The 18,415-nt window shown below is 69.2% G+C and carries 14 protein-coding genes; 4 read left to right on the top strand and 10 right to left on the bottom strand.

Annotation, left to right across the window (positions count from 1 at the left end; translation table 11 throughout):
• Positions 1-58 precede the first annotated feature (58 nt).
• Positions 59-1,894: an SLC13 family permease gene (locus tag VF329_07865; GenBank protein HEX7080913.1), complete on the bottom strand. Its 1,836-nt coding sequence runs from the start codon at positions 1,892-1,894 to the stop codon at positions 59-61.
• A 361-nt stretch (positions 1,895-2,255) separates the two neighbouring features.
• Between VF329_07865 and VF329_07860 the strand changes: the two genes are divergently transcribed.
• Together VF329_07860 and ppc are read left to right on the top strand one after the other, a co-directional pair.
• Complete coding sequence (locus VF329_07860) at positions 2,256-4,100, top strand: ABC transporter ATP-binding protein (GenBank protein ID HEX7080912.1); 1,845 nt, start codon at positions 2,256-2,258, stop codon at positions 4,098-4,100.
• A 180-nt stretch (positions 4,101-4,280) separates the two neighbouring features.
• Positions 4,281-7,022: a phosphoenolpyruvate carboxylase gene (gene ppc, locus VF329_07855; protein HEX7080911.1), complete on the top strand. Its 2,742-nt coding sequence runs from the start codon at positions 4,281-4,283 to the stop codon at positions 7,020-7,022.
• A 33-nt stretch (positions 7,023-7,055) separates the two neighbouring features.
• Here ppc and tatA read toward each other — a convergent pair whose 3' ends face one another.
• The gene (tatA, locus tag VF329_07850) at positions 7,056-7,358 is read right to left on the bottom strand and encodes a twin-arginine translocase TatA/TatE family subunit (GenBank protein HEX7080910.1); all 303 of its coding nucleotides are present in this window, start codon (positions 7,356-7,358) and stop codon (positions 7,056-7,058) included.
• A gap of 163 nt (positions 7,359-7,521) precedes the next feature.
• Complete coding sequence (locus VF329_07845; protein HEX7080909.1) at positions 7,522-7,968, bottom strand: YcgN family cysteine cluster protein; 447 nt, start codon at positions 7,966-7,968, stop codon at positions 7,522-7,524.
• Positions 7,969-8,052: 84 nt separating this feature from the next.
• On the opposite strand from VF329_07845, the gene VF329_07840 reads away from it, so the two are divergent.
• Both VF329_07840 and VF329_07835 read left to right on the top strand, forming a co-directional pair.
• Positions 8,053-9,018 (top strand): D-2-hydroxyacid dehydrogenase, encoded by a 966-nt coding sequence (locus tag VF329_07840; GenBank protein ID HEX7080908.1) that lies wholly within the window; start codon positions 8,053-8,055, stop codon positions 9,016-9,018.
• A 158-nt stretch (positions 9,019-9,176) separates the two neighbouring features.
• The gene (locus VF329_07835; GenBank protein HEX7080907.1) at positions 9,177-10,880 is read left to right on the top strand and encodes an AMP-binding protein; all 1,704 of its coding nucleotides are present in this window, start codon (positions 9,177-9,179) and stop codon (positions 10,878-10,880) included.
• 223 nt (positions 10,881-11,103) lie between these two features.
• Here the strand turns inward: VF329_07835 and VF329_07830 are convergent, their stop codons facing one another.
• From VF329_07830 to VF329_07800, 7 genes are all read right to left on the bottom strand, one after another.
• Complete coding sequence (locus VF329_07830) at positions 11,104-12,351, bottom strand: DUF445 domain-containing protein (protein HEX7080906.1); 1,248 nt, start codon at positions 12,349-12,351, stop codon at positions 11,104-11,106.
• Entirely contained in the window at positions 12,348-13,052 is a 705-nt protein-coding gene (gene pyrF, locus VF329_07825) for an orotidine-5'-phosphate decarboxylase (GenBank protein HEX7080905.1), read from the bottom strand. The genes VF329_07830 and pyrF overlap by 4 nt, the downstream gene beginning before the upstream one ends.
• Positions 13,053-13,204: 152 nt before the next feature.
• Entirely contained in the window at positions 13,205-14,380 is a 1,176-nt protein-coding gene (locus tag VF329_07820; GenBank protein HEX7080904.1) for a deoxyguanosinetriphosphate triphosphohydrolase, read from the bottom strand.
• Positions 14,373-15,476, bottom strand: coding sequence for a 3-dehydroquinate synthase (aroB, locus tag VF329_07815; protein ID HEX7080903.1), 1,104 nt, complete (start codon positions 15,474-15,476; stop codon positions 14,373-14,375). Before aroB ends, VF329_07820 begins: the two co-directional genes overlap by 8 nt.
• Before the next feature lie 23 nt (positions 15,477-15,499).
• Positions 15,500-16,042: a shikimate kinase AroK gene (gene aroK, locus VF329_07810; protein HEX7080902.1), complete on the bottom strand. Its 543-nt coding sequence runs from the start codon at positions 16,040-16,042 to the stop codon at positions 15,500-15,502.
• Positions 16,043-16,166: 124 nt separating this feature from the next.
• A complete protein-coding gene (locus VF329_07805) occupies positions 16,167-18,191 on the bottom strand; it encodes an Ig-like domain-containing protein (GenBank protein HEX7080901.1) in 2,025 nt (674 codons plus the stop codon).
• Positions 18,192-18,281: 90 nt separating this feature from the next.
• On the bottom strand, positions 18,282-18,404 hold the full coding sequence (locus VF329_07800; protein ID HEX7080900.1) for a hypothetical protein: 123 nt from the start codon (positions 18,402-18,404) through the stop codon (positions 18,282-18,284).
• Between the last annotated feature and the right edge of the window lie 11 nt (positions 18,405-18,415).

The following is an 18,415-nucleotide window of genomic DNA, read 5'->3' as shown; positions in this document are numbered from 1 at the left end:
CAGGCCGTTCATGGGCCGGAAGTATGTCGGCCGTCCCGGCGCGGGTCAAGCGGAGCGGCTACAAGCCGTAGATCGCCGGCAGCGCGAACGAGAAGCCGAGCCACAGGATCACGGTCAGCGGCACGCCGGCGCGGACGAAGTCGGCGAACTTGTACCCGCCGGCCGTCAGGAGCAGCAGGTTGGTCTGATAGCCGAACGGCGTCGCGTAGCTCATGTTCGCGCCGAACAGCACCGCGAGCACGAACGGCTCCGGCGAGACGCCGAGATCCCGCGCGACCTGGATCGCGATCGGCGCGGCGATCACGCCGGCGGCGTTGTTCGAGACGACGTTCGTCAGGATCGTGACGATCAGCATCAGCCCGCTCAGGATCGCGCCGACCGGCAACACGCCGGCGACCGCGACGAACGGGCGCGCGACGAGCTCGACTGCGCCGGTCTCGGTCATCGCCTGAGCCAGCGCGAGGCTCGTGACGATGACCATGATCATCGGCGCGGAGAGCGCGCTGCCGATGTCGCGCCAGGCCAGGCAGCGCGTGGCGAGCATCAGTCCCACGCCGACGACGGCCGAGACCGCGATCGGCACGATCCCCGCCGCGGCGGCGACGACGACCAGCACCATGATCGTGAGCGCCCGGTCGGCCCGATGAGTGCGGGGCAGATCCGTCGTGCCGTCCAGCACGAGCGCCGTGCCGGAGCGCTTCAAGCGCTCGAGATCGCTCGTCGTGCCCTGAACGAGCACGACGTCCCCGGCGCGGAGCGGCACGAGGCCGATGTGGCTGCTGAGCGGCTCGCCGTCCGCGCGGGCGCGATGCAGCGCGAGCGGCAGCAGCCCCGTGCGCTGCGCGAAGCGGGTCGCCGCGAGGCTCGCCCTGTGAAGCATCGAGCCGCGCGTCACGACGATCTCCGCAAGCTGCTCCTGCTCGACCGGCGCCGCCTGCGCGACGCCGGCGGTCGCCGGCACGTCGTGCAGCGTGGCGCCGAGCTGCTTCTCGAATTCCTTCAGCCGCTCGGGCGTGTCGCGGACGACGAATCGGTCGCCGGCCTGGATGCGCACGATCGGCAGCTTCGTCACGACGAGCCCCTCGCCCCGCTCGATCCGGTCCACGCGCATCTCGTTGTTCGTCATCGCGAGACACTCGGCGAAGGTCCGGCCGCGGGCGGCGCTGTCCTCGGTGATGTGGAGCGTCGCGTTGAATACCCGCGGCGACGTGTCGGCGAGCGGGGGCTTGCGGGCCGGCAGCAGCCGCGGCGCGATCAGCCACAGGTACGCCATGCCGATGCTTCCGACGAGCACGGCCGGCAAAGTGAAATCGAACATGCCGAGCTCGGGGAGCCCCGAATCGGCGGCGATGCCGACCACGAGCAGGTTCGTCGACGTGCCGATCGTCGTCGCCATCCCGCCGAGAAGCGCGGCGAAGCCGATGGGCATCAGAATCGACGACGGGGGGATCTTGTTGCGGACGGCGACGCCGATCAGCATCGGCAGCAGCATCACGAGCACCGGCGTGTGGTTCACGAACGCGCTCAGCACGGCGGCGATGAGCATCGTCATCAAAATCGCGCCGCGCGGCCGCGCCGTCCACGCCCGCGCGAGCCGCAGCGCGAGAGGCTGGAGCGCGCCCGTCGTCTCGAGGCCTTTCGCGATGATCATCAGGGCGGCGATCGTGATCAGCGCCTCGTGGCCGAAGCCGGAGAGAAAGCGCGTCGGCTCGAGGGGGCCGTCGGCGTCCTCGTACGGAGAGAGCTGGAACACGAGAAGCAGCGTGACGAGGATCGCGAGCGCGGACGCTTCGAGCGGGATCTTGTCGCGCGTGAACAGATACAGCGCGACGACGGTCAAGAGCAGCGCGGCCAGCGCGTGGAGATTCGGCACGGAGTATGATTCGCCGAGCATTCGAAATATTTGCTCCCCCTAATAGCACGCGCAACGAAGCCGCGCCAAGCCTCGGCCGGCGCGGCGCGGGGCCACGCCGACGCGGTCCCGCAGCCGGCGGGGCGCAGCGCACTCGAGCGATGACCGACGGAGCCGTTGCACTCCCGGGCCGGAGCGCCCGGACGAACCCGCCGGCGGAGGCCGCGCGCGGGCCGCGCGCGGGAACCGGCGCCGCCCCCGTGTGCGCGCGCCGCGGGGACCGGCGGGGCACCGGCGCCGAGGCGCACGAAAGCGCCCCGCGCCGCGCGGGCGCCGGACGCGGGCCGGCGCGAGCGCCGGGACGCGCTTCTCTCTCCGGGCCTCGGCAGCGGCCGAAGCGGCCATGGTCACCGTAACGGCCTCCGGCGCGGCCGCCCGCGACCGGGTCGCGGGCTCGCTCGGCGTCTGGCGATACAGCCGCCGCGCGCTCGAGCTCGTATGGTCGACGAGCGCCCGTCTCACGGTCGCGCTCGCCGCGCTGACGATCGCGGCCGGGCTGCTGCCCGCGGCCGCCGCGTACGTCGGCAAGCTGATCGTCGATGCGGTCGTGGCCGCGATCGAGGTCTACCGCGAGGGCGGCGCGGCCCCGTATGCGGACGTGCTGCTGCTCGTCGCGCTCGAGGGGGCGCTCGTCGCGGGCGTCGCGGCGGCGCAGCGCGCGATCGATTTCTGCCACGCGTTGCTGCGGCTCAAGCTCTCCGAGCGCGTCAACGTGATGATTCTCGACAAGGCGCTGACGCTCGAGCTCGCACAGTTCGAGGATTCGGAGTTCTACGACAAGCTCACCCGCGCGCGTCAAGACGCGTCCACGCGCCCGCTGAGCCTCGTCACGCGCACCTTCACGCTCGGGCGAAACGGCATCTCGCTCGTCAGCTACGCCGCGCTGCTGCTGCAGTTCTCGCCGTGGGCCGTCGCAATCCTGATCGTCGCCGGCCTGCCGGTATTCTTCGCCGAAGCGCGCTTCTCGAACGAGCGCTTCCACGTGTTTCGCTGGCGCTCCCCGGACCGGCGCATGCTGATGTACCTCGAGATCGTGCTCGCGCGCGAGGATCACGCGAAGGAGGTGCAGCTCTTCGGCCTCGGCCCGAAGCTCCTCGGCCGCTACAAGCGCATCTTTCGCGCCATCTACGAGGAGGAGAAGCGCCTCGCGGTGCGCCGCGATGCGTGGGGGCTCGCGCTCGGCATCCTGAGCAACGCCGCGTTCTACGCCGCGTACGGGTGGATCGCCGTGGCGACGATCCAGGGCGCGATCACCCTCGGCGAGATGACGATGTACCTCCTCGTGTTCCGGCAGGGGCAGTCGGCCGTGTCGGCGATGCTGACTGCGATCGGCGGCATGTACGAGGACAACCTGTACCTCTCGAACCTTTACGAGTACCTCGAGCAGCCGCGCCGGGCCCGGCACGGCATCGCGACGCAGGGTACCGACCCCGACGCGGGGCTCGTGTTCGAGCACGTGACGTTCACGTATCCCGGCTCCGACACGCCGGCCGTGCGCGACGTCTCGCTCGCCGTCGCCCGGGGCGAGAGCGTTGCGCTCGTCGGCCTGAACGGCTCCGGGAAGACGACGCTCGTGAAGCTCCTTGCCGGCCTTTACGAGCCGGACTCGGGCCGCATCCTTTATCAGGGCCTGCCTCTTCCGCAGTGGGACCGCGACGCCCTCAGGAGCCGGATCGGGGTGATCTTCCAGGACTTCGTCCGGTATCAGCTGAAGGCGGGCGAGAACATCGGCGTCGGCGACGTGCAGAAGTTCTCGGACGCCGAGCGCTGGCGCGATGCCGCGGAGAAAGGGCGGGCCGCGACCTTCATCGAGACGCTCCCGGAGGCGTACGAGACCGCGCTCGGCCGTTGGTTCAACAAGGGCCAGGAGCTCTCCGGCGGGCAGTGGCAGCGCATCGCGCTCGCGCGCGCGTTCATGCGGAGCGCCGCCGACATCCTCGTCCTCGACGAGCCGACGGCCGCGATGGACGCGGAGACGGAGGCGGAGGTGTTCGAGCACTTTCGCTCGCTCACGCGTAACAAGATCACGATCCTGATCTCGCATCGGTTCTCCACGGTGCGCCGCGCGGACAAGATCGTCGTGATGGATCAGGGACGCATCGTCGAGCAGGGCACGCACGACGAGCTCGTCGCGCTCGGCGGCCGCTACGCCCGTCTGTTCGAGCTCCAGGCGCGGGGTTATCGCTGACCCGCCGCGTCCACGCCGCGGCGAAACGAGGCCGCCTGGTCCTTTCGGCGTCGCTGCGCGGCCGCACGGATCGGTCGGGAGCGGCGCGCTACAATCGCCCGATCGGAGGTTGCGGTCATCGGGAGCGGACGTGCGGCGTGCCCGGCGGAACGGGGTGCGGCGCACCGATCGGAGCGGCGCTTGGCGTCATCGAAATCCAAAGGCGTGGTCCGCACGGACATCTTCTTCGCCGAAAAGGACCAGGCCCTGCGCGAGGACGTGCACCGCCTCGGCGAGCTGGTCGGCGATCTCGTCAAGGAGCAGGGCGGCGAGGCGCTGTTCGATCTCGTCGAAGCCGCGAGGCGCGCGTCGATCTCGCGGCGCGAAGGCAACGCGGAGGCTTTCACGGAGCTGCGCACGTTGCTCGGCGCGCTCGCGCCGAGCACGGCTCGAGATTTCATCCGCGCGTTCTCGACCTATTTCCAGATGGTGAACATGGCGGAGACGGTGCATCGCATCCGCCGGCGCCGCGCGTATGCTCAAGACTCCACGAAGCCTCAGCCGTTCGGGCTGCTCGACGTGCTGCAGCGGCTCAAGGCGTCGGGCGTCGATGCCACGGCGATCGAGGACGTGATCGCGCGAACCTGCATCGAGCCCGTCTTCACGGCTCATCCGACCGAGGTCACGCGCCGCACGCTCCTGCGCAAGCAGCAGAACATCGCGCGCTACCTCCTCGACATGCTCGACCCCTACATGACGCGGCAGGAGGTGGCCGCGACGATGGGCCGGATCCGGCTAGAGATGACGACGGGCTGGCAGACGGAGGAGTTCGCCGGCGAGCAGATGACGCTCGGCGACGAGGCGGAGCACGTGCTCTTCTTCGTGACGGACGTGCTTTATCGGATGATCCCGGCGTTCTACGAGAGCCTCGAGAGCGCGTTGTCCGAGACCTTCGCGGAGCGCGGCGTTCGGGTGCGCGTGCCGATCGTCGTCAAGTTCTCGTCCTGGGTCGGCGGCGACATGGACGGCAACCCGAACGTGACCGCGAAGAGCATGCGCGAGACGCTCGCGCGCCAGCGTTCGCTCGTGCTCGATCTGTACTATCAGGAATGCCGCGACCTCGCCCGGCACTTGAGCCAGAGCGACACGCGCGTCGGCGTCTCGGACGAGCTGAAGGCGAAGACGCGGCTTTATGCCGCGCACTTCCCGCAGGCGTTCCACTCCGTCCCCGCCCGGCACCGGCGCATGCCGTACCGCGTGTTTCTGCGCCTCGTCAGGGCGCGGCTCCAGGCGACGTACGACGACGCCGCGTTTCCGTACGAATCGCCGGAGGAGTTCATCGAGGACATCACGATCGTCGCCGACAGCCTGCGGGCGAACAAGGGCCGCCACGCCGGGCTGTTCCTCGTGCAGCGGCTGCTCCGCAGGGCCGAGACCTTCGGGTTTCACCTCGCGACGCTCGACGTCCGCCAAAACGCGCTCGTGCACCGGCGCGTCGTCGGCGAAGGCCTCGGCGAGCCGGACTGGCTTGCGCTCGACAGCGACGCGCGCACCGCGCGGCTGAAGGAAGCGCTCGAGCGGAGGGAGTCGCCGGCGGGCGCGTTGTCGTCGGAGGCGCGCCGCACGCTCGCGGTGTTCCAGGCGATCGCGCACAGCCGGCGCAAGTACGGGCGGGAAGCGATCGGCCAATACATCGTCAGCATGGCGCACGGTCCGGACGACGTGCTGTCGGTCCTGCTGCTCGCCCGCTGGGGCGGCCTCGGCCCGAAAGGAGGGGCCGTGCCGCTCGACATCGCGCCGCTGTTCGAGACCGTCGAGGATCTCGAGAACGCCGACCAGATCATGTCGAGGCTGATCGCCGACGCCCACTACCGCAATCACCTGCGCTCGCGCGGCGACGAGCAGATGATCATGATCGGCTACTCCGACAGCAACAAGGAAGGCGGGCTCGTCTCCGCCCGCTGGGGGCTGCAGAAAGCGCAGCAGACGCTCGTTCGGACGATGCGCGACCTCGGCGTGAAGCTCACGCTGTTTCATGGACGGGGCGGCACGATCAGCCGCGGGGGCGGGCGGCTGACCGAGGGGTTGCTGGCGGCGCCCGAAGGGGCCGTGAACGGGCGGCTACGGATGACCGAGCAGGGGGAGACGATCAACGCGAAGTACGGCCTGCGCGGGATCGCGATGCGCAGCCTCGAGCAGACCCTCGGCTCCGTGCTGTGGCTCACCGCGCGGTCACAGCCCGCGCACGAGCGGCAACGGGAATGGCAGGCGATCATGCAGCGGATCGCGGATCGCAGCCGCCAGGCATACAAGGGGCTCGTCTACGACCGCCCGGAATTCGCCCGGTACTTCCGCGACGCGACGCCGATCGACGTGATCGAGCGGCTCAATATCGGCTCGCGGCCGCCTTCGCGCGACGGCAAAGGCGGCATCGAGGAGCTGCGCGCGATCCCGTGGGTGTTCGCGTGGACGCAGTCCCGGTGCCTGCTGCCGGGCTGGTTCGGCTTCGCCACGGGTCTGTCGCATGCGGTCGAGACATACGGGCGGGACACGGTGCGCGAGATGCACGCGAACTGGCCGTTCTTCAAGGTTTTGATCAGCGACGTCGAGGCCGTTCTCGCGAAGGCGGATCTCGAGGTGGCCGCGCATTATTCGCGCCTCGCCGGGCCGCTCCACGACGAGTTCTTCCCGGCGATCCGCGCCGAGTACGAGCGCTGCGTGGAGCTCGTGCTGACCCTGACCGGGAACGACGAGCTTCTCGCGGAGCAAGAGACGTTGCGGCGCGCGATCCGGCTCCGCAACCCCTACATGGACCCGATGAACTTCCTGCAGGTCGATCTGCTCGACCGCTGGCGGCGCAGCGGCCGCCCGGAAGGCGCGTTGCTCCAGGCGCTGATGGTCAGCGTCAACGGCATCGCGCACGGCATGCAGAACACGGGCTGACGCCCGCGCTCTCGCGGTAACCCGCGTCGCAGCCTACGCGTCGCGGCTCGCCGGGCCTGCGCCGAGCGGCTCGACGTCCGGTCGCCCGGGCGCTTGAGACGACGCCGAGACCTTCGCGGCGACGCTCTGCGGCTCGGCCGCCGCCTGCGGCGGAAGCGCGCCCGCAGGCTTCGGTGCCGGCGTGTCCTCGTCCTTGGCCTCCATCGCCTTACGAAAGCTCTTGATCGCGCTGCCCAGGTCCGCTCCGAGCGTCCCGAGCCGCTTGGTCCCGAAGATCAGGACGACGATCAGGAGGATGATCAAGAGCTCCGTCATGCTGACTCCGCCTAATCCCATGGTCCTCCTCGACGCAGGGGAAATCCGATCCGGCCAGCATGCACCCGAAAGGTATGAGAAGTCCATGTCGGATCCCCCGGCACGCGGAAATCCTTGCCGGCCGCGCCTGCCCGGACACGCCCCGCCGGCATCGCGGCGCGCGCCGCCTCCTCCCCGAAAGGCCTCACTTCGGCCAGTCGACCACGCGCTCGTCGACGTCGCGCTCGTGCACGTGCCGCTCCGAGATCGCGCGCCCGCGCACCGACACGCCCGCGAGATGAACCGTTTCCGGATCGCCCGACACGAGCGGGTGCCACCACTCGAGGGGTTTCCCCTCCGCGATCTTGCGGTACGCGCACGTGCTCGGCATCCAACGGAACGCGTCGGGCGGCGCGCGCCGCAGGTCCACGCAATCGGCCACGAGCCGTAAGCGCGCGCCGTAGTGCCGGCATCGGCAGCGGCGGAGGTCGAGAAGGCGGCAGGCGACGTCCGTGTAGTAGATCTCGCCGGTGTCCGCATCCTCGAGCTTCCTCAGGCAGCATCGTGCGCAGCCGTCGCAGAGCGACTCCCATTCCTCGTCGCTCATCTCGTGCAGGCGCTTCCGCTCCCAAAACGGTTTCGAATTCGTCATCGGTCGGCTGCTCGAACGAGGTCGCGCTCACAGTACGGGAGTTGCGCGCTGATCGTCTCGCGCACGGTGGTGTAAGCTTTTCGCATGCCGAAGCCCAAGGCGGCGTTCCTCGACTTTGCGACGCTCGGACCGGACGTCGACACGAGCGCGCTCGATCGGCTGCTCGACGTCACGTACTACCCGTTCTCGTCCCCGGACGAGATTTTCGCCCGGATCGAAGCGTGCGAGTTCGCGATCGTGAACAAGGCGCAAATATCCGCGGATATGATCGCACGAGCGCGCCGGCTGCGGATGATCGCCCTGTCCGCCACGGGCACCGACAACGTGGACACGGAGGCGGCCCGCGAGCGCGGGATCGCTGTCGCCAACGTGCGCGACTACTGCAGCACGGCCGTCGTGCAGCACGTGTTCGCGCTCGTGCTCGGCCTGACGCAGCACGTCGCGCAATACGACGCGCTCGTCCGCTCGGGCGGTTGGGCCCGCAGCCGCAGCTTCGCGATGTTCGACTATCCGATCCGGGAGCTCGCCGGCCGCGCGCTCGGCGTGGTCGGCTACGGCACGCTCGGGCGCGCCGTAGGCGACTTGGGACGCTGTCTCGGCATGCGTGTCCTCGTCTCGGCGCGCCCGCGAACGCCGCCGGCCGACGTGCCGCCCGACCGCGTGCCGTTCGACACGGTGCTCGCGGAAGCCGACGTGCTGAGCCTGCACTGTCCGCTGAACGACTCCACCCGCGGCCTGATCGGTGCGCCGGAGCTCGCGCGGATGAAGCGCGACGCGCTGCTGATCAACACGGCGCGCGGCGGTCTCGTGGACGGCGCGGCCCTCGCGCAGGCGCTCCGGGAGGGGCGGATCGGCGGAGCCGGCATCGACGTGCTGCCCACGGAGCCCCCGGTCGGTGACGAGCCGCTACTCGCGCCCGACGTCCCGAACCTGATCGTCACGCCGCACGTCGCGTGGGCCGCCCGCGAGGCCCGTCAGCGAGCCCTGAACCAGGTCGCGGAGAACGTCGCGCACTTCATCGAGAGCCGCAGCCTGCGCCGGGTGGTGTAGGCGCGCGCCGACGAGCGGCGCGGCAGGAATATGCAGCGCGCCTTCGGGGCTGGTAACCTCTCTCGTCCACGACTCTGCGCGTATCGGCATGCTCGTATCGCTCGTCCGTCCGCACGTCCGGCCGCATCCGCGGGCCGCCTTCGAGCCGCCACTCTGAGATGGCGGGCGCGAAGCCGTGGCTGGACGCGTACCCGGACGGCGTCCCGGCAGAAATCGATCCCGACAAGTATCCATCGCTCGTCGCGCTGCTCGAGCGAAGCTTCGCGCGATTCGCCGACCAACCCGCTTTCACGAACCGCGACACCACGCTGACCTTCGCCGGCATCGACCGGCAAAGCCGCGCGCTCGCCGCCTATCTGCAGGCGATTCCGGGCCTCGGGCGCGGGGACCGGGTCGCCGTCATGCTGCCGAACCTTCTCCAATCCCCGGTCACGCTGTTCGCCGTGCTGCGGGCGGGCCTGGTCGTCGTCAACGTGAACCCGCTCTACACGGCGCGCGAGCTCGAGCACCAGCTGTCCGACAGCGGCGCCCGCGTGATCGTCGTGCTCGAGAACTTCGCCCGCACGGTCATGCACGCGCTGCCGGGCTCGAAGGTCGAGCGGGTCGTCGTCACGCGGCTCGGCGACCACTTCCCGCTCGTCAAGCGCAAGGCCGTGAACTTCGTCGTGCGGCACGTGCGGCGAATGGTGCCGGAGTGGCGGATTCCGGACGCCGTCGATTATCGCGACGCGCTCGCGGAGGGCGCGTGGCACGACTACGAGCCGGTGCAGGTCGGTCCCGGCGATCCCGCCTTTCTCCAGTACACGGGCGGCACGACCGGCGTCGCGAAGGGCGCCGTGCTGACGCACCGCAACCTGGTCGCGAACACGCTCCAGGCCGCCGCATGGGCCTCGCCGTTCTACTCCCACGAGGACGGCGTCGTGATCACGGCGCTGCCGCTCTATCACATCTATTCGTTGACGGCGAACCTCCTCTGCTTCGTCGAGCTCGGCGGGCATCAGGTGCTCATCACGGACCCGCGCGACATGAAAGGCTTCGTCGCGGAGCTGAAGAAGCGCCCGTTCGCTTACATGACCGGCGTCAATACGCTGTTCAACGCGCTGCTCGCCACGCCCGGTTTCGATCGGCTCGACTTCAGCGCGCTCAAGGCCAGCATGGGCGGCGGGATGGCCGTGCAACGCAGCGTGGCGGAGCGCTGGCGCGCGGTCACCGGCGTGCTGATCGCGCAGGGCTACGGCCTGACGGAGGCTTCGCCGATCGTGTCGGCGAATCCGCTCGATCTCACGGAGTTCAACGGCTCGGTCGGGTTGCCGTTCCCTTCGACCGATGTCGCGATCATGGACGACGACGGCCGCGACCTCGGGTTCGGGACGGCCGGCGAGATCTGCGTGAAGGGCCCCCAGGTCATGGCCGGCTATTGGAACCGGCCCGAGGAGACCGCCCAGGTGCTGAGCGAGGACGGCTGGCTCCGGACCGGCGACATCGGGCGGCTCGACGAGCAAGGTTATCTCTACATCGAGGACCGCAAGAAGGACGTCATCGTCGTGTCGGGGTTCAAGGTGTATCCGAACGAAGTCGAGGACGTCGCGGCCACGCACCCCGGAATCCTCGAGACCGCCGCGGTCGGCGTGAAGGACCCGGAGTCCGGCGAGGCGGTGAAGCTCTACGTCGTGAAGCGGGATCCGTCGCTGACCGAGGCGGAGGTGATCGCGCACTGCCGCGCGGGGCTCACCGGCTACAAGGTGCCGCATCTCGTGGAGTTCATCGACGAGCTGCCGAAGTCGAACGTCGGCAAGATCCTCAGACGGGAGCTGAAGCAGCGGGCGGACGCCGCCGTTCGGCGCGTCGCGGAAGGTTCGTAGGCGTCGTGTCCCGCAAATACCTAGACATGATGCTTGCCGGGAACGCCGTGAACCCGTACTGCCCGGGGGAGGAGTCCATTTCATCATCCCTGGGGGCTCGCTCCGCGACATCCCTGCCCGGGGTCCCCGGCGCGAACGGAGTGAGCGCTGGGGTGGCGTACGCGGAGCGTCCCGTCAAGCATCATGTCTAGGTATTTGCGGGACACGATACCAGAGGAGTCCACTAGGCCGGCAGCGCCGCCGCGAGCAGATAGATCCCGACGCCGACGAGCCCGCCGACCAGCGTGCCGTTCACGCGGATGAACTGGAGGTCCCGGCCGATGTGCAGCTCGATCCGCTCGGAGGTCGCGTCCGGGTCCCACTGCTCGATCGTGTCCGAAACGATCTCGCTCAGCGGATCTCGGTAATTCTCGACGAGATAGATCACGAGATCCTCGAGGCGGCGGTTCAGCCGCCGGGCCGCGTCCGCGTCGCGCGTGAACGTCTCGCCGATGCTGCGGATCTCCCGCTCGATGCCGACGCGGAGCGCCGAGTCGGGCGTCGTGAACGATGCGTGCAGGTAGCCGCGCATTCGCTCCCACAGCTCCTGCACGTAGCGGCGGACCGCGGGATGCTCGACCAGCTCGTCCCACAGCGTCTGTCCCTTGCGGATCAGCTCCGGGTCGGTCGCGAGCGACGCCTTCAGCGATCGCAGCCGTTCGTTGAATTGGACCCGAGCCGGGTGGTGCCGATCGTCGCCGACGTCGTTCAGGATGCGCTCGAACTCGGCGACCAGCTGGTCGTAGATTTCCTCGTCGACGAAGCGCGGCAGCCACCATGGGCTGCGGTCGTGAATTCGCCGCCTGATCTCGGCCTTGTTCCGCTCGAGCTGCTCGCGGCCGAACTGCACGAGCTGATCGATCAGCTTTTGCGCGTGGTCGCCGGCGAGCAGCACGTCGATCACGGTGGAGAGCGCGACGTTGACCGGCACGCGGTCGAGCGCCTCGCGCAGGCTCGTGCGCATCGCGAGGCGGAGGTCCGCGCTGTCGACCGCGCGCATCAGCCAGTCGAGCGCGACGCCGGCGTCGCGCGAAAGCAGGCGCGCGTTGTGCTCGATGCGCAGCCAGCCGCCGAGCCGCGCGACCAGGTCCGCGCGCTCGAGACGGCCCTGCACCGCCTCGCGGGTCAGGAAGTGGTCGCGGATGAATCGGGCGAGCGCGCGCCCGATCTCGTTCTTGCGTGTCGGCACGATCGCGGTGTGCGGGATCGGCAGCCCGAGCGGCCGCCTGAACAGCGCCGTGACGGCGAACCAGTCCGCGAGGCCGCCGATCATCGCGGCTTCCGCGAACGCTTCGACGACGCCGAGCGCGGGGTATCGCCGGCCGAGAAGGGCCGCGCTCACGAAGAGCGCCGTCATCGCGACCAGCAAGCCGGTGGCGAAGCGCTGCATGCGTTTCAAGCGCCGCGCGCGCTCCGCTTGTCCGGGGATCATTCGAAGCAGCCGGCGATCTCGGCCTGAATGCGCCGCGCGGCCTCGCGGGGGTCGGCGGCCGTGCGAATCGGCCGGCCGACGACGATATGGTCGGCGCCGGCCTCGAGCGCCGCGCGCGGCGTTGCGACCCGCCGCTGGTCGTCTCCGCCCCCGCTGCCGGCCGGGCGCACGCCCGGCGTGACGATGAGCGCGCCGGGGCCGAGGTCCTCGCGCAGCCTTCGCGCCTCGAGCGGCGAGGCGATCACGCCGTCGCAGCCGGCCCCGAGGGCCTGCGCGGCGCGGCGGCGCGCGAGCGTCTCGACCGGCACGTCGATGCCGACGCTCTCGAGGTCGGCCTGCTCGATGCTCGTCAGCACGGTGACGGCGAGGATTCTCGTCCGCTCGCCTTTTTCCCGTGCGGCAGCCTCCATCACGGAGCGCTCGCCGTGCACCGTGAGGAACGACGCGCCCCGGTCGCGAAGCTGCCGGACGGCGGCGGCCACGGTCGCCGGGATGTCGTAGAGCTTGAGATCGGCGAACACGCGCTTGTCCTGCTCGAGCAGCCAGTCGAGAAGCTCGAAGTAGCGGCCCGACATCGCGAGCTCGAGGCCGATCTTGTAGAAGACGACGGCGTCGCCGAGCGTGTGCACGAGCGACTTCGCGGACTCGACGTCGGGAACGTCGAGCGCGACGATCAGGCGTTCACGAACGGGGATGCTCACGGGGTGGCGTCCGGCGGCACGCGCACATTCTAGAGGCCCGCAACGGTCAAATCGATAGCGGCGGCCGCGCGTTCCAGGTGCCGCTCGGGGAACGGTGGCGCGAACGGTCGGGCAGCCGCATCGGCGCGCGCAGCGCCGAGCGGGATCGCCTGTCAGCGGTGCGCCGCGCCCTTCTTGCCGAGCGCGAGCCTCTCGCGGGTCTCGAGCGCGAAGCGGTCGGTCATGCCGGCGACGTAGTCCGCGATCACGCGGGCTGCGCCGGCGCGGCCCGACCGGGCCTCGGCGGCCGCGGCCCGGGCGGCATGCTTCTCCGGCATCCGTGCGTGGTCGGCGCTGAACGCGTCGAACAGCAGGCGCACCGTCTCGCGCGCGTGGTCGGTCATGCGCTTCACGCGCGGATGCGTGTACAGGTGGTCGCGCAGAAACCGCTTCAGGGAGGTCTGCACGGCGACGTACGGCTCGCTGAATCGGATCAACGGTCGGTCGAGCGCCCTGACGTCGTCGATGCTCCGCGGAGCCGCGGCGCTCACGGCCTCGCTGCTCGTGCGGATCAGGTCCGCGACGAGCTGACCGATCATCCTGCGCACGACCTCGCGCGCGATGCGCTCCCGCGGTGCGTTCGGATAGCGCGCCTCGACGGCTTCGAGCTGCTCGGCGAAGAACGGCAGCTCCGCGAGCTGGTCGAGCGTGAGCAGCCCCGATCGCAGGCCGTCGTCGACGTCGTGGTTGTTGTATGCGATCTCGTCCGCGATGTTCGCGAGCTGCGCCTCGAGGCTCGGCTGCGTGCGCTCGACGAAACGCCGCCCGACGTCACCGAGGTCGCGCGCATGCCGCAGCGCACAGTGCTTCAAGATGCCTTCGCGCGTCTCGAACGTCAGGTTCAGCCCCGGGAACGCCGCGTAACGCTCCTCGAGCTCGTCGACGACTCGCAGCGACTGGAGGTTGTGCTCGAAGCCGCCGAACTCGCGCATGCATTCGTTCAGCGCGTCCTGTCCGGCATGGCCGAAAGGAGTGTGCCCGAGGTCGTGCGCGAGGCTGATCGCCTCCACGAGATCTTCGTTGAGCCGCATCGCGCGCGCGACCGTCCTCGCGATCTGCGCGACCTCGAGCGAGTGCGTGAGGCGCGTGCGGTAATGATCGCCTTCGTGATTCACGAAGACCTGTGTCTTGTAGACGAGGCGGCGAAACGCCGTGGAGTGCACGATCCGGTCGCGGTCGCGCTGGAACTCCGTCCGATGCGCCGGCGGGTCCTCCGCGTGCCGGCGGCCGCGCGACCGTCGGCTGTCCGCGGCGTACGGGGCCAACGTGACGTAAGCCGCCTCAGGCATGGCTCGTGGCGCCGCCCGGCTCCGTCGTCATGGCCGCGACGACGTCGCGCAGCAGCGCCCGGGGCGGCGCCGGCACGACGTCCGCCTCGCCGATCCCGCGGAGGAGCACGACCTTCAGCCCCTCTCGGCCCGCCTTCTTGTCGAGCCGCATCCGATCGAGCAGCGCGTCGGGGTCGACGCCGTGCGCGCGGGTCGGCAGGCCGGCGCGCGCGAGCAGCGACTCGATCCGCGCGCAATCCTCGGCGCCGATCCGCCCGAGCGCGGCGGAGGCTCTCGCGGCGAGGACGATGCCGATCGCGACGGCTTCGCCGTGGAGCCAGCGCTCGTAGTCGCCGATCGCCTCGAGGGCATGCCCGAACGTGTGCCCGAGGTTCAACAGCGCCCGCCGCCCTCGCTCCCGTTCGTCCTCGGCGACGACGGAGGCCTTGATCTCGCAGCTTCGTCCGATCGCGTGGATCAAGCCCGCCTCGTCGAGACGTCTCAGGGATTCGATGTGCTCCTCCAGCCAGTCGAACAGCGGCCGGTCGAGGATCAAACCATACTTCACGACCTCGGCGAGGCCCGCGGAAAGCTCGCGCGGCGGCAGCGTGGCGAGCGCGGCCGTGTCCGCGAGCACCGCCGACGGCTGGTGGAACGCGCCGATCATGTTTTTCGCCTGCGGGTGGTTGACCGCCGTCTTGCCGCCGACGGAGGAGTCCACTTGCGCGAGCAGGGTCGTCGGCACTTGCACGAAGTCGACGCCGCGCTGGTAGCACGCCGCCGCGAATCCCGCGACGTCCCCGACGACGCCTCCGCCGAGCGCCACGACGCAGCAGTCGCGGTGAAACGCGGCCCCGACCAGGCGATCGACGATCGCCGCGAACGTCGCGACGGTCTTGTGCCGCTCGCCGTCCGGCAGGATCAGCGTTTCGATGCTGCGCTCGCCGAGCGCGGCGCGAAGGGGCTCGAGATAGAGCGGCCCGACGACGTCGTTCGTGACGATCAGCACCTGGCGGGCGCGCACGGCGTCGCGCAGCACGTCGGCGTCGCGCATCACCCCCGAGCCGATGTAGATCGGGTAGCTGCGCTCGCCGAGCTCGACTCGTAACCTTTTCACGCCCGAAGGGTCGCAGGCGCCGCTCAAGTTTTCAACGGCAGCAGGTCCCCCTCGGCGAGAAGCCGGCGCAGCGCGGCGGCTACCGAGCCGACATGGCGGCCGCTCGTATCGATCCGAATATCGGCGATCTCCTCGTAAAGGGGCCCGCGGACCGCCATGAGCCGCTCGAGCACCGCTTGCGGGTCGGCCTCCATCAGCAGCGGGCGATCCTGCACGCGTGCCGTGCGTTTGAGCTGGTCGGCGATGCTCGCGTGCAGATAGATCACGATTCCGTTGCTCTTCAACCGCTCGCGGTTATCGGGGTCGAGGATCGAGCCGCCGCCGGTCGCGAGCACGATGCCGCGCTCGGCCGTGAGGCTCGCGATCACCTCCTTCTCGCGGCTGCGAAAACCGGCCTCGCCTTCCTTCTCGAAGATAAACGGGATGTCCACGCCCGTGCGCCGCTCGATCTCGGCGTCGCTGTCTTTGAAGGTGAGCTCGAGCTCCCGGGCGAGCTGACGCCCGACGGCCGTCTTTCCGGCGCCCATCGGACCGATGAGGTAGTAGTTGCCGCGTGATACAACCAAAGGAGGAGGCACGGGGGAGTTGGCTCGGCCGAAGATGATACTCCCCGGGCCGGCTGAACGAAGCTGGTCAGACCGGGAGGACGGCGGCCGCCGGTGACCGCCGCCCTCCATGCATCGTCGGAGCTCAGGACACGTCGACCGTGATCTGGTGCGTCGACAGGAGCCCGCGCGGCGTCTCGACCGTCAGTGTGACCACACCGGTTCCCGGCGCATCACTCGACGTGATCGTGAACGGGAACAGAGTGATCCCAGGGAACTGGACGTCTGGCGCGATCGCACTGCACGGAATCGCATAGGACGCCGGCTGCGTGACGGTCAAGCCTCCCCCGCTCGCCGAAAGCGTCACGGTGGTTTCGCCGGGCATGACGTTGCCGTTGACGTCGCGGATCCAGAACGCGAAGCTCATCGCGGAGTCCGTTCCCATCGTCACCGACGAGGGCGGAGGCAGCCCCGCGTCGTCCGTGATGACCGCCGCGCTGCCAGACAGAATGATCAGGTTCGATTCCGCAATGCCCGTGGAGGGGGCGCCGGAACAGCGGAGCGGGTCGTTGCAGAGGACGCCGTTGAAGTTGGAATCCTCGACGTCCCGCGACTGATTGTTGTTGAAATCGAAGAAATCTTCGCCCGCGTCGTAGTCTCCGTCTTCGTTGTCGTCGCGGAACGGCTCGGGAATGTCCGAGAACGTCTCGCTGTCGTCGAACGCGCCGTTGCCGTTCGCGTCGACGAACGATTCCTCGCCGATCGCCTTCGACAGTATCGTGACACGGCCGTCGGCCGGCCGCGGATTCGAGCTGCGGAAATTGACGGAGCAAACGCCGCCTTCGATATCCGTCGTCTCTGTCGTGCACTGCGACTGAATGTTGCCGCCTTCGGCGGTGAAAGTGATAGCCGTGCCGTCGGGCACCGGATTCTGAAATCTGTCGCCGAGCCTTGCCGTGACCTCGGTCGTAACCCCGTCGTACTCCCACCCTTCGATGTTGAAGCAGCCCACGGCCAAGGAGAAGCTGTCGTCCGTCGGAATTCCGGTGGTCACCGTAAGCTGGCTCGACTGCGTGGATATCGGTTGCGAAGCGCTGGTGACGGTGGCCGTGACTTTGACGGACGTCGCGACCGTACCCGCGTTCACCACGGTTTGAACGAAGCCCTGGTTATCGCTCGTCTCGGACGTCGTCGACAAGGCTATGCCGCCGACCGCCGTATTCAGCGTGAACGCGACCGTCGCGCCCTGCACGGGTCCGTTGGACGCGTCCTTCACGCGGAAAACGACGGTGGAGCTCTCCGGGCGCGTTGCGTCGCCGGTGCCCTGCAGCGCAATGTTCGTGGGCGTCGCCGACACGAATTCGATGGATCCCACTGCTGCCGCCGCCACGGTGACCGTCCCCGTGGCGGACAGGCTTTCGTTGTCGATCGTGGAGCTGGCGGTGATCACATCATCGCCACTGCAGCCCACAGCCGCGTAGGTGACCGTGGCGATACCCGTTTGCGTGGTGACCGCCGTCACGGGGGCGCCGTTTTGGCGGATCTCGGCGAGGCCGTTTGCGACGCAGGGGGAGTTGAAGTTGATCGTCGCGGCGCCGGTGTACAGAGTACCGCCCGACTGCACCAGGGAAACGGTCAAGCTCGTGGCGCCGCCGGCGGAGACGTCGGAGTTAGAAATACCGATGATCCCGGCCTGGAAAGTCGCGCCGCTGCCGTTTCCCATTTGAACGGAGGAGGCGGAGGACGAAGCTACCACTTGAACGTTCACTTGCGCCTGCAACGAGCCGGCGGCGGCCGTGACCGTGATGGTGCGCAGCGAATTATCGCCCGCCGTGACCAGGGTGGCGGTGGCCTGTCCGCTGTCGTCGGTGACGGCAGGGGAGCCGGAGATTCCACCAGACGATGCGGTGAACTCTACCGGGACGCCCGCGACAAGATTGTTGTCTGCGTCCCGGACGAACGCGGTAATCGTGGCGCTTTCGGAGCCGTCGGCGGCGATGCTCTGGGTGCTCGTGGTCACGGTGAGCGTCGCCGCGGGAGCGGCGGTGTCGCCTCCGGCCTGGTTTCCACCCGTGTCGCCCGTGTCGCCGCCGGTTCCCGTGGCGCCTCCGAGCGTGTTGTCACTGCCGCCACTGCACCCGCCGGCGAGGACGGAAACGATGATCAGCAAGAAGGTGAGCCTTCGCATATGCCTGGTCCCCTAGATGGCCGGCGAGCCCGCCCGCCTGTCCCTAAGTCCGAAAGATTCCGATTGCGCCGGTCAGTTGATGCCGACGCCGTCGTCGATGATCCGCGGCGTGACGAAGATCAAGAGCTCGGCGTTGTCGTTGACCGTCTCCCTGCTGCGGAACAGATACCCGAGGCCGGGGATGTCGCCGAGAATCGGAACCTTGT

The sequence above is a fragment of the Gammaproteobacteria bacterium genome, assembly GCA_036381015.1.
In the GTDB taxonomy this organism is placed as follows: Bacteria; Pseudomonadota; Gammaproteobacteria; order Steroidobacterales; family Rariloculaceae; genus ZC4RG20.
The sequence above is the reverse complement of the archived record's forward strand: the minus strand, read 5'-3'. Positions and strand labels throughout refer to the sequence as shown.

Bases quoted from the DNA above. Each gene is read 5' to 3' on its own strand.
- tatA (HEX7080910.1), bottom strand. From the start codon at position 7,358: ATGGGATTAGGCGGAGTCAGCATGACGGAGCTCTTGATCATCCTCCTG.
- VF329_07845 (HEX7080909.1), bottom strand. From the start codon at position 7,968: ATGACGAATTCGAAACCGTTTTGGGAGCGGAAGCGCCTGCACGAGATG.
- VF329_07865 (HEX7080913.1), bottom strand. From the start codon at position 1,894: ATGCTCGGCGAATCATACTCCGTGCCGAATCTCCACGCGCTGGCCGCG.
- VF329_07840 (HEX7080908.1), top strand. From the start codon at position 8,053: ATGCCGAAGCCCAAGGCGGCGTTCCTCGACTTTGCGACGCTCGGACCG.
- VF329_07835 (HEX7080907.1), top strand. From the start codon at position 9,177: ATGGCGGGCGCGAAGCCGTGGCTGGACGCGTACCCGGACGGCGTCCCG.
- VF329_07860 (HEX7080912.1), top strand. From the start codon at position 2,256: ATGGTCACCGTAACGGCCTCCGGCGCGGCCGCCCGCGACCGGGTCGCG.
- VF329_07820 (HEX7080904.1), bottom strand. From the start codon at position 14,380: ATGCCTGAGGCGGCTTACGTCACGTTGGCCCCGTACGCCGCGGACAGC.
- VF329_07830 (HEX7080906.1), bottom strand. From the start codon at position 12,351: ATGATCCCCGGACAAGCGGAGCGCGCGCGGCGCTTGAAACGCATGCAG.